We start from the raw sequence: 12,576 nt of genomic DNA, 5'->3' as shown, positions 1-12,576 counted from the left end.
GATCCTCACGCCCGGGCAAGTCAACGACATCACCCAGGCTCCAGAGTTGCTCAAGGGCCTCAGGCCAACGCATGTGCTTGCCGACAAGGGCTATGACAGCCGCGCCTTTGTGGCGCAGATCGAGGCGGCGGGCGCTCAAGCCGTGATTCCGCCGCGCAGTTGCCAGCAGCCGCGCTCCTTCGATGCCAAGCTATACCGGGCTCGCAATGCGATCGAGCGATGCTTCGGCCGGCTCAAGCAGTTCCGACGCATCGCCACGCGTTACGACCGCAAGGCCGCCCACTTCATGGCCTTCCTCTGCCTGGCCGCAAGTCTGGCTTGGCTGACAGATTGAATGTCGATTCAGCCTAGGCGCATGAAGCTCGTACACGACCGCATCGACCTGCTCGCGACCTTCCTGCGCATCGCCGAGACGGGCTCGCTGAGCAAGGCGGCCCGTCTGCTGGGCATCACCCAGCCCACTGCCAGCCGGCGCCTGCTCGAACTCGAGCGGCTGCTGGGCTGCAAGCTCGCGCTGAGGACCACCGCCAGCTTCTCGCTGACCGACGAGGGCCGTCTCCTGATGGTCGAGGCCAGGGCGCTGTCCGACCGCTGGGCCAGCCTCTCCGAGCGGATCTCGGGCGGCCGCAGCCGGCCGGAGGGCACGCTGCGGGTGATCGGGCCTTCGGGATACGGGACGGGCTTCCTGACGGATGCGGTGACCGACCTGCGCGCGGCATGGCCGCAGCTGCGCGTGGAGCTGACGCTGACCGATCGCGTCGTGGACCTGGTCGCGACCGGCGCGGAGTGCTGGGTCTGCGTCGGCGAAGTGCGCGACCCGGGCCTGGTGTGCCGGCATCTGGGCGACATGGAACGCATCCTGGTCGCCCACCCCGCGCTGCTGCGTCGCATCGGGCCCGTGACGCCGGCCACCCTGCCGACCCTGCCCTGCGTGGGCCTGGTGCCGTACTTCGTCGACACGGTCCGGCTGCTCGACAGGGCAGGGCGCTCGCAGACGGTGTCGATCGATACGCCGCTGCGCACCGACAGCCTGCTGTCGAGCTACCGCGCGATCCTCAACGGCGACGGCATCGGCGCGGCCGCGCCCTGGATCTGCCAGGCCGACCTGGAGGCGGGCCGTCTCAAGCGCGTGCTTCCGCGCCTGTGGCTCGAGCCGGTGGGAATCCACGTGGCGCTGCCTCCCGACATCCACCGGCCCGCGCGCGTGACCGCGTTCATCGATGCGCTGCGGCGACGGATCAAGGACATGCGGGGGTTCCGGTCCCGCGACTAGCGATCCCGCGATCGCGGCTTCTTCCTACAAGACGAAGAAGATTTACGGGTTCTCTTTCCGTGCCCGAATTGATCCCGAATTCGAGACTGATTCCTTTCTGCTTCGTTCTTCCTGACGGCATGAGTACCAATGTTTTGGTTCGGAAAGTGATCCGTACCACGACGTAAGCAATGCAATTTTTCACTCGAAATCCAGGTTGTGAATCCCTCGTAACGATCTGACATTTCTTAAGAAAAGTTGATGTGCGAGAACCACATCGCTTCGTAGTGCTTTGTATTCGTTGAGAGATTAAGAAGAAGAAAAGTCATCGGGTATCACCCGATGAGCATGTATATTGATTCCAAGGCCGAAACAGGCTTATTGGTGCATGGCGGTGCTGTCAAAGCATGTAGCGCAAGCTCGTGTTTTCGACACCCGACCCGCAGGTCTTCTCTCCAGCACGGAGATGCCGATTTCCGTGCAGCACCAACAGACTCTTGTTCCCGCCATCGGGCGTACAGGAGGAGACACGCATCCGGCTCGAAGCCCATCCTGTCGATCAAGGAGAGGACGAATTGACTTCAACGATCAGCGCGCCGCAGCGGCTGGCGCGCGGCATGGCCCTTTTGGGCGCCCTGGCACTGCAGGCCTGCACGGTGGTGCCCGGCATGGGCAACGTCAGCGTGTACGAGCCGCACAACGAACTGCCCACCCAGTTCGACTACCTGCCCGATGAAGCCCCCGAAGGGCGCATCACGCCCATCTCGCTCGCCCTGGTGCGCACGCTGGGCCAGTCCGCGCCGGGCGTGCCCGACAACGTCCGTGCCCTCTTCGGCAAGACGGAGCGCTACACCATCGGCTCGGGTGACGTGGTCGGCGTCATCGTCTACGACCATCCCGAGCTGCTGCCCAATGCCGGCGCCGTCATCTCGCAGGCCGCCGATCCCACCGGCGTGCAGGTGGCGCCGGGCTTCATCGTCGACGCCGCCGGCGAGATTGCCTTCCCCTATGTCGGCCGCGTGCGCGTGGCGGGCCTGACGGAGGCCGAGGCCTCCGACCTGATCGCCAAGCTGATCGCCACGCAGGTGCAGGACCCGCAGGTCACCGTGCGCATCCAGTCCTTCCGCAGCCGCCGCGTGTATGTCGAAGGCGCGGTGCGCACGCCCGGCTCGCAGATCGTGACCGACGTGCCCATGACGCTGACCGAGGCCGTCAACCGCGCGGGAGGCATCACCGAGGAGGGCAATCGCTCCTCCCTGACGCTCATCCGCGACGGCGCCTCCATCCCCATCGACCTGACGCGCCTGCGCGACGCGGGCCTCGATGCCAACGGGATCCCCCTGCAGCACGGCGACATCGTGCGCGTGGCCAACCGCGAAGACAGCAAGGTCTTCGTGATGGGCGAGGTCCTGGCGCCGATGGCCCTGGCCATGCGCAGCAACGGCCGCCTGAACCTGAACGAAGCGCTGAACGAGGCCGGCGGCCCCGCCGTCGCCAGCAGCAACCCCGGCCAGATCTATGTCATCCGCGAAGCCGCCAGCGGCAACCCTGCCATCTTCCACCTCGACGCCAAGAACCCCGCGGCCATGGTGCTGGCCAGCCAGTTCAGGCTGCAGCCCTTCGACGTCGTCTACGTCGATCCGGCGCCGCTGGTGAAGTGGAACCGCGTCGTCAGCCTCATCCTGCCTTCGTCGCAGGTCGTGAACAACGCGGACGAGGTGTATGTGCGTCATCGGTGACCGCGCGCGCGAACCGAAAGAGCAGACGACATGGTATTGATGCACTCCGAGTCCCGCTCCGCCCTGCAAGGCGCGGCGGCGGGCGCCGAGGCCGCTTCGTCGGCCGTCGGCGCGGCTCGCGGCGTCTTCGAGGAACAGGTGCGCGTGCGCAGCAAGCTGTACGCCCTGCTGTCGTGGATGCTGCGCGCGAGCGATCTGGTGCTGCTGGTGGGTGCCGGCTGGCTCGTCCACTGGCTGCGCTTCGGCGCGGCGGGCCTCGGCGCCGACTACGCGCAGGCGATCGGCCGCGGCGTCCTGTTCGCGCTGATCGTGCTGAGCGGCACCTCGCTCTACCGCAGCTGGCGCGGCCGCCGCGTGGCCAGCGAGCTGTTGACGCTGGCCACGCTCTGGCTGCTGATGTTCGGCCTGATGGTGCTGTACGCGGTGGTGATGAAGGACGGCGACCACCTTTCGCGCGTCTGGTGGTTCGGCTGGTTCTCCCTGAGCCTGACTGCCGCCATGGCCATGCGCATCGTGGTGCGCGGCACGGCCGACGTGCTGCGTTCGCGGGGCTTCGACGTGCGCAGCGCCGTGGTGGTGGGCGCCAACCACGACGCGCACCGGATCGTCCAGACGCTGCAGAGCCAGAACTGGGCCGGCATCCGCGTGCACGGCTGGTTCAGCGCCAGCGTGGATTCGCACGCCATCGAATCGGTGCCGAGGCTGGGCGACCTGTCCGACCTCGCCGCCTACGTCCAGCGCGAGCGCATCGACCAGGTATGGATCGCCCTGCCCATGAGCGCGCAGCACAAGATCGCGCGCATCCTGCAGGAGCTGTACCACTCCACCACCAACATCAAGTTCGTGCCCGACCTGTTCGGCATGGAGCTGCTCAACCATTCGGTGGAACAGATGGCCGGCCTGCCCGTGATCAACCTGCGCGACAGCCCGCTCGAGGGCAACGCCCGCATCGTCAAGGCCATCGAGGACCGCGTGCTGGCGGCGTGCATCCTCCTGCTCATCTCGCCGCTGCTCGTCCTCATCGGCATCGCCGTCAAGCTCAGCTCGCCGGGGCCGATCATCTTCAGGCAGCTGCGGCACGGCATCGGCGGCCAGCCCATCGAGGTGTGGAAGTTCCGCAGCATGTACGTGCACGAGGAGCGCGACGGCCACGTGGCGCAGGCCACGCGTGGAGACCGGCGCGTGACGCCCCTGGGCGCCTTCCTGCGCAGGACGAGCCTGGACGAGCTGCCGCAGTTCATCAACGTGCTGCAGGGCACGATGTCGATCGTCGGCCCGCGCCCGCACGCGCTGGCGCACAACGAGCAGTACAAGGAACTGGTGGGCCGCTACATGCAGCGCCACCGCGTCAAGCCGGGCATCACCGGCTGGGCGCAGGTCAACGGCCTGCGCGGCGAGACGGACACGCTGGAGAAGATGGCCAAGCGGGTGGAGTACGACCTGTACTACCTGCAGAACTGGTCGCTGGCCTTCGACATCAAGATCATCTTCTACACGGTCTTCACCGGCTTCATCAACCACAACGCGTATTGAACGCTGCCGAATGACACGCATCCTGGTCACCGGAATCAACCACGCGCCCGAGAACATCGGCATCGGCAAATACACGGGCGAGATGTGCCGATGGCTGGCCGCGCGCGGCCACCAGGTACGCATGGTCGCCGCGCCGCCGTACTACCCCGCCTGGCGCGTCTGGCCCGGCCACAGGCGCTGGTGGTTCCGGCGCGAGCAGCTCGACGGCGTGGACGTCATCCGCTGCCCGCTGTGGGTGCCCCGCACGCCGCGCGGCGCCACGCGCCTGCTGCACCTCGTCAGCTTCGGCTTGAGCTCGGCCTGCGCGCTGGCGTATTCGCTGGCGTGGCGTCCGCAGGTGGTGGTGAACGTCGCCCCCACGCTGACCAGCGCGCCCGCGGCCTGGGCGCTGGCGCGCCTGTCGGGTGCGCGCTGCTGGCTGCACATCCAGGATTTCGAACTCGATGCCGCGCTCAACATGGGCATCGTCGACGCCGGGCCGGCCAGGCGCGTCGCCGTCGCGCTCGAGCGCTGGCTGCTGCGCCGCTTCGACACCGTGTCCACCATCTCCGGGCGCATGCTGGAGCGGCTGGGCGCCAAGGGCGTGGCACCCGAGCGGCAGGCGCTGTTCCCCAACTGGGCCGACATCGACGGCGTGCGGCCCCTGCAGGCCGCCAGCCCCTATCGCGCGGAACTGGGCATCCCGGACGGCGCGGTGGTGGCCCTGTACTCGGGCAACATGAGCCTGAAGCAGGGGCTCGAACTGCTGGGCGAGGCCGCCACCCGCCTGGCGGCGACGCCGGGCCTGTACTTCGTCTTCGGCGGCCAGGGCCCGGGCCGGGGGCCGCTGGAGCAGGCCTGCGCCGGCCTGGCCAACGTGCGCTTCCTCGACCTGCAGCCCAGCGAGCGCCTCAACGACTGGCTGGGCCTGGCGGACATCCACCTGCTGCCCCAGCGCGCGGACGTGGCGGACCTCGTCATGCCCTCCAAGCTGACCGGCATGCTGGCCAGCGGCCGCGCGATCCTCGCCACGGCCCATCCGGGCACGGGGCTGGCCCATGCGCTCGAAGGCAGCGGCGTGGTCGTGCCGCCGGGCGATGCAGCGGCATTCGCCGACGCGCTGCTCGCCCTCGCGGACGACGCCCCCGAGCGGCAGCGCCTGGGCGTCGCGGCGCGGCTGCAGGCCGAGCGGACCCTGGCCCGCGACGGCATCCTGGCGCGCTTCGAGCAGCAGTTGCTGGCCCCACGCCGCGGCCCCGCCGAAGCGGGGGAGGGCGAGGGCCAGGACCTTTCCTCCGCGCCACCGGAGGCTGCCGGCCGGCGCGAGGCCTGATCCGCCCCGACACCCGCAGCGTCCTCCATGGCCGTGGCCGGTTGCACCGGCCCGTTGCACACCCCGTTCCTCCACATCGAGAACACACATGTCCCAGAAACGAGCACTCATCACCGGGATCACGGGCCAGGACGGCTCGTACCTCGCCGAATTCCTTCTCGAGAAGGGCTACGAGGTGCACGGCATCAAGCGCCGCGCCTCGCTGTTCAACACCCAGCGCGTGGACCACATCTACCAGGACCCCCACGAGGCGGGCGCGCGCCTGCACCTGCACTACGGCGACCTGACCGACACCAGCAACCTCACGCGCATCGTGGCGCAGGTGCAGCCCGACGAGGTCTACAACCTGGGCGCGCAGAGCCACGTGGCGGTGAGCTTCGAGGCGCCCGAGTACACCGCCGACGTGGATGCCATCGGCACCCTGCGCCTGTTGGAGGCGATCCGTTTCCTCGGCCTGGGCGACAGGACCCGCTTCTACCAGGCCAGCACCTCCGAGCTGTACGGCCTGGTGCAGGAGATCCCGCAGCGGGAGTGCACGCCGTTCTATCCGCGCAGCCCCTACGGCGTGGCCAAGCTGTACGCCTACTGGATCACGGTGAACTACCGCGAGAGCTACGGCATGTACGCCTGCAACGGCATCCTCTTCAACCACGAGAGCCCGCGCCGCGGCGAGACCTTCGTCACCCGCAAGATCACCCGCGGCCTGGCCAACATCGCGCAGGGGCTGGAGAAGTGCCTCTACATGGGCAACCTGGATTCGCTGCGCGACTGGGGCCACGCCAAGGACTACGTCCGCATGCAGTGGCTGATGCTGCAGCAGGACCAGCCGCAGGACTTCGTGATCGCCACCGGCGTGCAGTACAGCGTGCGCCAGTTCATCGACATGGCGGCGAGGGAGCTGGGCATCACCGTCGCCTTCGAGGGCAAGGGCGTCGACGAGCGGGTGGTGGTGGAGGACGTGAAGGGCGACAAGGCCCCCGCGCTCAGGCCGGGCGACGTGATCGTGGCGGTGGACCCGCGCTACTTCCGCCCGGCGGAGGTGGACACCCTGCTGGGCGATCCGTCGAAGGCGAAGGACGAACTCGGGTGGGTGCCGCAGATCGCGCTGGGCGACATGGTCAGGGAGATGGTCGAGGCCGACCTGGGCACGGCGCAGCAGATCGCGCTGCTGCGCCGCCACGGCCATTCCGTGTTTGCAGGGAAGGCCGAGTAGCGGCGCAGTCCACTTCCGGCCATCGTCACATGCGACGCATCTTCTGGGGCCTGGCGGACCAGTGCCTGGCTTCCGCGCTGGCCTTCGGCGTCATCTTCGCGGGCGGCGCGGTGCTGCCGGTGGGGGATTTCGTGCAGTTCGCGCTGTCCCTGGCCGCGGCCGCCTTCCTGCAGACCGCGTGCGCGTCGCTGGTCGCCGTGCCTGCCCTCTATTTCATCAACCAGGCATCCAGCCCCTCGGGCAGGGCCTACCTCGCCCAGTTGCTTTGCATGATCGGCGCCATCGCCTTGCTCACGCTGCTGGCCGGCTGGCTGCTGAGCGGCCTCGGCGCCTTTCCGGCCCTGTCGGCGCTGACCGTCGTGGTCGGCGCGTGCTGGGCGCTCTTCGATCTGTTCCGCCGCCTGCTCATCTCGGCGAACAGGCAGGTGCAATCCGCCTTCGTCTCGGCGCTCGGCGCCGTCGTCGTCTGCGCCGGCATGGCCTTCATCTGGTTCTCCGCGCACAAGAGCTATGCCGCGGCCCTGGGCGCCGTCGCGCTCTCGTATTTTTGCGCGGCCGTGCTGGGCGCCGTGTTCCTGGTGACGGCCTATGCGGGCAGCGGCGGCTACAGGATCGGCCTGGGCGAGGCCGTGAAGCAGCACTGGCATCACTCGCACTGGCTGCTGGTGGGCGCGGGGATCTACTGGGTCTACAGCCAGGGCTTCGTCCTGCTGCTGCCGCATTTCCTGGACGACCGGCAGGTCGGCCTGTTCCGGCTGCTGATCAACCTGGCCGGCATGTCCACGGTGCTGCTCGTCTGGATGGAGAACCACTACGTGCCCCTCCTCAGCAGGGATGCGAGCCGCCGCGAGACGGGCGCGTTCGCGGGCGCGGCGGCCAGGCTGCGCAAGGTCTGCCTGGCGCTGGCCGTGGTCTACGTGCTGTTCTGGGCGCCGGTGTTCCATCTGCTGTATGGGCTCCTGTATGCCCGGAAGTTCGGCGCCGCGGACGTGCCGTCCGTCCTCGTGGTGTGCCTGGGGCAGGCCTTCCTGATCCTGTCGCGGGCCCCGCTGGTGATCAGCCGCGCGCTGGGCGACACCCGGATCACCCTGGTGGCGCACCTGGGCTGCCTGGCGGCGGTCGCGGGTGTCGGGGCATGGGGCGCGCTGCACCACGGCGTGCTCGGCGCGCTGGCCGGCACCAGCCTCGGCTACCTGGTCTTCCATCTCGTCATGGCCGCGGGTGCCGCGCGCCTGATGCATCCACGACAACGAAGCGCATGAAGAACATCCTCATCATCAACGCCTACTCCGCGCGCAACCGCGGAGACGCGGGGATCGTCGTCGCGATGATCCGCTACCTGCGCGGCCTGTGGCCGGACTGCCGCATCAGCGTCATGTCCTCCTATGCGGAAGAGAACCGGGCGTTCTACGCGCGCTACCGCGCCGATTCCGTGGCGCCGCCGTGGCCTCTCGCGCGCGGCACCGGCTCGCTGTCGCGCTACCTCGACGGGCTTGCCGCGTGGCTCCAGGCGGTCTTTCTTCCCGGAAGCAGGCGCTTCCAGGCCTACCGGGAGGCCGACCTCGTGGTCTCGGCCGGCGGCGGCTACATCTACTCGTCGCGCCGCGGCCCGATGGGCGTCGGCCTGCTGAACGCGCTCTACCACTACTGGCTGGGCCCGCGGCACGGAAAGCCCACCCTGGGCTTTCCGCAGAGCATCGGCCCGCTCAGCCACGCGATCGACCGCGCGCTGGTGAAGCGCGCGCTGCGCGACGTCGACCTCGTCTTCAGCCGGGAGGCGATCTCCACGAAGCTGCTCCAGCAGCTGCGCATCGCCTGCGAGGAGGTCCCCGACATCGCGTTCACCCTGCCGGCCCCGCTGCGGGATGCGAACCGGAAGAAGGAGCGGCAGATCGGATTGACCGTGCTCGACTGGGGCTTCTCCAAGGCGGGGAGCACGCCCGAGGACATCGCGCGCTACCTGCGCAAGCTGGCGGAGCTGGCCCGGGCCGTCCTGAGCGCCCATCCCGACGCCCGCATCAGCATCTTTCCCCAGGTCGACGTGGGCGCGAGCGACAGCGACGTGCCGATCTCCCGGGAGCTGGAGGCGATGGTCGCCGACGAGCGCTGCCGCGTGGTGGAACTGCCCCAGGACGTCACCCCCGAGGAACTGGTGACGCTGTATTCCGCCATGTCCGTCTTCATCGCCAGCCGGATGCACTCGGCGATCTTCGCCATCGCCGGCGGGGTGCCGACCATCGGGCTGGCCTACCAGCCGAAGACGAAGGGGACCTTCGACGCCATCGGCCTGTCGGCGCTGTCGCACGACATCGCCGACTTCGACCCTGATGCCGTCGAGGAGCAGGTCCTGCAGCTCCTGGACGAGAACGCCGGCGCCTGGCACGTCGACCTGCGCGGCATCCGCACGTCGCTGGACCTGTACTTCCAGGCCCGTGCGGACGCCGTCCCCCTGGCTGCGGCCTGATGCGCCCGACGCCATGACAAGCAGTCCCCACGCGCGCGGCGCCTTTTCCTGCCAGGCATGAGGCAGCTCGCGCTCCTGTTGTTCTATGCCGGATGGATGCTGATTCCATTCGACAACCTGCGGATCGCCCCGTCGCTCGGATGGGCGGCCGTCTCTCCCTATTTCTTCTTCGCCTCCGCCGTCCTCTTCGTGCTCTGGCGGCCGCGGGAGTTCGCGGCGAACTTCCTGCGCGTCAAGGTCAACCGGGCGATCCTCCTGCAGGGGCTGGTCTTCCTCTCGTTTCTTTCCTACCTGGCGTTCGGCCTCGAGCCGGGCCTGGTCGGGCTGACCGCGTTCAAGCTGCTGCTCGGCCTGGGCCTCCTCGTGTCGTTCTCGTATGTCATCTTCCTGGTGCAGGCCGACGAGCGGCGAGGGCAGAGGATTTCGAGGAAGCTGATCTCGATGCTGGCGGCGAGCTACCTGCTCGCCGTGCTGTGCGGGCTGGCCCAGTACCTGGCCATCCTCGGATGGGGCCCCGCCCTTCCGTTCGACCTGGTCTTCGCCCGCTTCTATCCAGAGAAGGTCCAGTTCAGCTTCACCGAGCCGAGCTTCGTGAGCCTGCACGTGCTGGGCATCATCGTCCCCACCGTGCTGATCCTGGCGCCGGCCCGCAGCCGCGCGAGGACCCTGCTGCTGGCGTGTGGCGTCCTGCTGCTGCTGATCTCCATCGTCTCGGGCTCGTCGCTGCGGGCGCTGGTGGACTGTGCGCTCTTCGGCAGCGGCCTGCTGCTGATCCTGCCGTCCAGGAAGAAGATCAAGGCCGTCAGCGCGATGGTCTGCGGCCTGGCCATCTTCCTCGCGCTGCCGTCGAACCGCCTGGTGGAGCGGGTCGAGAGCGTGCTCTCGGGCGAGGGCGTCGCGGACCCCTCCGCCCTCATCCGGAAGTTCCGCTCGGAAGCCGCCCTGTACGGGATGGTGGAACACCCCCTGAGCGCGGCGATCGGCTTCGGCTTCGGCAACAGCGGCCAGGCGATCGAATCCGGCTTCGACAAGGCCTACCAGAACATGCCCACTTCCATCGACCTCGACGAAATCGAACAGCTGCGCGTCCGGCAGGACGGCCTGACCTACAGCATGCACGTGAAGCTGCTGGCCGAGCACGGCCTGCTGGGCTACCTGCTGCTCCTCCTGATGCTGTTCGACCGGCGCAGGAAGATCCTGTTCTTCGCGACCTTCGTGGTCTACCTGCAATTCGATTCGTACGCGTTCTACACGCTGTGGCTGTACATCGCGGCGCGGATCTTCGACCGGGCCCGTGACGAGCACTTCGTGCGGACCGTGCGGAGGGCGGCATGAGGTTCCTGCTGATCGGGCCGCTGCCCGAGCCGATCAACGGCTGCTCGTACGCGAACGCGGTACTGCTGCGCAGGGCGCGGGAGGAGGGGCACGACTTCCGCGCCATCGACACCTCCACGCCCACCATCTCCGGGAAGCAGGGGGCGCGCTTCTCCCTGCGCAAGGCGCTGGCCTTCCTGGGCACCTACCGGCACCTGCCGCGCGTGCTCCGGGCCGACGCCGTCTACCTGACGCCGGGGCAGACCTTCTTCGGCCTGATGAAGTACGCGCCCTTCATGCTGCTCGCCCGCTGGAGCCGCAAGCCCTACGTGATCCACCTCCACGGCAATCACCTGGGGCGGCACTACGCCGAGCTGCCCGGCCTGCGCAAGCGGCTGTTCCACGGCTGCGTGTCGCACGCCGCCGCGGGCATCGTCCTCTCCGAATCGCTGCGGGGCAACTTCAAGGACCTGCTGCCGGGCGAGCGGGTCTTCGTCGTGGAGAACTTCGCGGGCGACGACCTGTTCGCGGACACCGCAGCAGCCGGCAAGCCCACCGATCGCCTGGAGATCCTCTACCTGAGCAACCTCATGAGGGAAAAAGGCATCCTGGACCTGCTGGACGCGCTCGCTGTCCTGAAGCGGGAGAAGGTGGACTTCCGTGCGCGGATCGCGGGCCACATCGAGAAGGGCCTGGAGGCCGAGGTGCGAAAGAGGCTGGACGCGCTGATGCCCGAGGCGGCGTACGTCGGCGCCGTCGCGGGTGACAGGAAGCGTCGGCTCCTGGCCGGCGCCAACGTGTTCGCGCTGCCGACCTACTACGCCATGGAGGGGCAGCCGATCTCCCTGCTCGAAGGCCTGGCCACCGGCAACATCATCGTGACGACCGCGCACGCCGGCATCCCGGACATCGTCGATGCGTCGCACGGCCACGTGATCGAGGCCCGCAACCCCGCGGCGCTGGCGGCGACGCTGCGCAAGATCTCGGCGCACCTGCCCGACGAGGTGGATCGCTTCTCACGGCACAACCGCGACTATGCCGCCGCCAGGTTCACGGAACGCTCCTTCGCGGGCAGGGTCGTGGCGGTGCTGCGGCAGGCCGCGGAACGCCCGGCGGGCGAGACCTCCCGGAGGACCGCATGAGCCTGCTCGACGCCGGAAGGAGCCGGCCCCTGGAAGGCGGCGCCTCGTACTCGATCGGCCACCGGCTGTTCCGGGCGCTCTGGAACCTCGCGTGGCTGTTGTGCGCGGCCTGGACGCCGCCCCCGCTGCACCGCTGGCGCGGCCTGCTGCTGCGGCTGTTCGGCGCCGACGTGCATCCGACCGCGCGCGTCTACGGCAAGGCGCGCATCTGGTATCCGCCCCACCTCACGATGGGCGCGTACGCCGTGCTCGGCCCCGGCGTGGACTGCTACTGCCAGGGCCGGATCACCATCGGCGAGAAGGCGGTGGTCTCGCAGGGCGCCTCCCTGTGCGCCGGCACCCACGACATCGCCGATCCGAACTTCCAGTTGGTCCAGAAACCCATCGCCATCGGCGCCCACGCGTGGATCGCCGCCGAGGCCTTCGTCGGCCCCGGCGTGACCGTGAACGAAGGCGCCGTGGTCGGCGCGCGCGCCGTGCTCTTCAAGGACGCCGAGCCCTGGGGCGTCTATGTCGGCAATCCCGCGCGCTGGATCAAGACGCGCGTGCTGCGGCAGCCTGCTCCACATCAGGCGCAGGTGATCGGCGCCTGAGCCTCCAGCGAGTC

At 68.7% G+C, this 12,576-nt stretch carries 11 protein-coding genes; all 11 read left to right on the top strand.

All coding sequences use genetic code 11. From position 1 onward, the window contains the following. On the top strand, nt 1-334 hold a 334-nt coding region (locus Q392_RS21910), incomplete at its 5' end, for an IS5 family transposase (RefSeq protein WP_038210183.1). A 21-nt stretch (nt 335-355) separates the two neighbouring features. After that, nucleotides 356-1,273, top strand: coding sequence for a LysR family transcriptional regulator (locus Q392_RS21905; protein WP_038212329.1), 918 nt, complete (start codon nt 356-358; stop codon nt 1,271-1,273). Nucleotides 1,274-1,827: 554 nt separating this feature from the next. Continuing rightward, nucleotides 1,828-2,991: a polysaccharide biosynthesis/export family protein gene (locus Q392_RS21900; protein ID WP_483855400.1), complete on the top strand. Its 1,164-nt coding sequence runs from the start codon at nt 1,828-1,830 to the stop codon at nt 2,989-2,991. Nucleotides 2,992-3,030: 39 nt separating this feature from the next. Continuing rightward, nucleotides 3,031-4,524, top strand: a complete 1,494-nt coding sequence (locus Q392_RS21895) for an undecaprenyl-phosphate glucose phosphotransferase (RefSeq protein WP_169748329.1) — start codon at nt 3,031-3,033, stop codon at nt 4,522-4,524. A 10-nt stretch (nt 4,525-4,534) separates the two neighbouring features. Then, a complete protein-coding gene (locus Q392_RS21890) occupies nt 4,535-5,836 on the top strand; it encodes a glycosyltransferase WbuB (RefSeq protein ID WP_051953846.1) in 1,302 nt (433 codons plus the stop codon). 88 nt (nt 5,837-5,924) lie between these two features. Further along, on the top strand, nt 5,925-7,049 hold the full coding sequence (gene gmd / locus Q392_RS21885) for a GDP-mannose 4,6-dehydratase (protein ID WP_038212327.1): 1,125 nt from the start codon (nt 5,925-5,927) through the stop codon (nt 7,047-7,049). A 29-nt stretch (nt 7,050-7,078) separates the two neighbouring features. Next, complete coding sequence (locus Q392_RS33465; RefSeq protein WP_038212323.1) at nt 7,079-8,311, top strand: lipopolysaccharide biosynthesis protein; 1,233 nt, start codon at nt 7,079-7,081, stop codon at nt 8,309-8,311. Next, a complete protein-coding gene (locus Q392_RS21875) occupies nt 8,308-9,513 on the top strand; it encodes a polysaccharide pyruvyl transferase family protein (RefSeq protein WP_038212320.1) in 1,206 nt (401 codons plus the stop codon). The genes Q392_RS33465 and Q392_RS21875 overlap by 4 nt, the downstream gene beginning before the upstream one ends. Before the next feature lie 96 nt (nt 9,514-9,609). After that, a complete protein-coding gene (locus tag Q392_RS21870; protein ID WP_211260277.1) occupies nt 9,610-10,848 on the top strand; it encodes a hypothetical protein in 1,239 nt (412 codons plus the stop codon). Then, complete coding sequence (locus Q392_RS31425) at nt 10,845-11,969, top strand: glycosyltransferase family 4 protein (protein WP_051953845.1); 1,125 nt, start codon at nt 10,845-10,847, stop codon at nt 11,967-11,969. The genes Q392_RS21870 and Q392_RS31425 overlap by 4 nt, the downstream gene beginning before the upstream one ends. Beyond that, nucleotides 11,966-12,562 carry an LbetaH domain-containing protein gene (locus Q392_RS21860; protein ID WP_038212316.1) on the top strand — a complete coding sequence of 199 codons (597 nt, stop codon included), beginning with the start codon at nt 11,966-11,968 and terminating at the stop codon, nt 12,560-12,562. The genes Q392_RS31425 and Q392_RS21860 overlap by 4 nt, the downstream gene beginning before the upstream one ends. Nucleotides 12,563-12,576: the final 14 nt, after the last annotated feature.

Source organism: Xenophilus azovorans DSM 13620 (assembly GCF_000745855.1).
GTDB classification, from domain to species: domain Bacteria; phylum Pseudomonadota; class Gammaproteobacteria; order Burkholderiales; family Burkholderiaceae_C; genus Xenophilus; species Xenophilus azovorans.
This window is presented reverse-complemented; position numbering and strand designations above follow the sequence as displayed.

Excerpts from the sequence above, each read along its gene's own strand:
- gmd (WP_038212327.1), top strand. The coding sequence starts at position 5,925 with ATGTCCCAGAAACGAGCACTCATCACCGGGATCACGGGCCAGGACGGC.
- Q392_RS21870 (WP_211260277.1), top strand. The coding sequence starts at position 9,610 with ATGCTGATTCCATTCGACAACCTGCGGATCGCCCCGTCGCTCGGATGG.
- Q392_RS31425 (WP_051953845.1), top strand. The coding sequence starts at position 10,845 with ATGAGGTTCCTGCTGATCGGGCCGCTGCCCGAGCCGATCAACGGCTGC.
- Q392_RS21875 (WP_038212320.1), top strand. The coding sequence starts at position 8,308 with ATGAAGAACATCCTCATCATCAACGCCTACTCCGCGCGCAACCGCGGA.
- Q392_RS21895 (WP_169748329.1), top strand. The coding sequence starts at position 3,031 with ATGCACTCCGAGTCCCGCTCCGCCCTGCAAGGCGCGGCGGCGGGCGCC.
- Q392_RS21860 (WP_038212316.1), top strand. The coding sequence starts at position 11,966 with ATGAGCCTGCTCGACGCCGGAAGGAGCCGGCCCCTGGAAGGCGGCGCC.
- Q392_RS21905 (WP_038212329.1), top strand. The coding sequence starts at position 356 with ATGAAGCTCGTACACGACCGCATCGACCTGCTCGCGACCTTCCTGCGC.
- Q392_RS33465 (WP_038212323.1), top strand. The coding sequence starts at position 7,079 with ATGCGACGCATCTTCTGGGGCCTGGCGGACCAGTGCCTGGCTTCCGCG.
- Q392_RS21890 (WP_051953846.1), top strand. The coding sequence starts at position 4,535 with ATGACACGCATCCTGGTCACCGGAATCAACCACGCGCCCGAGAACATC.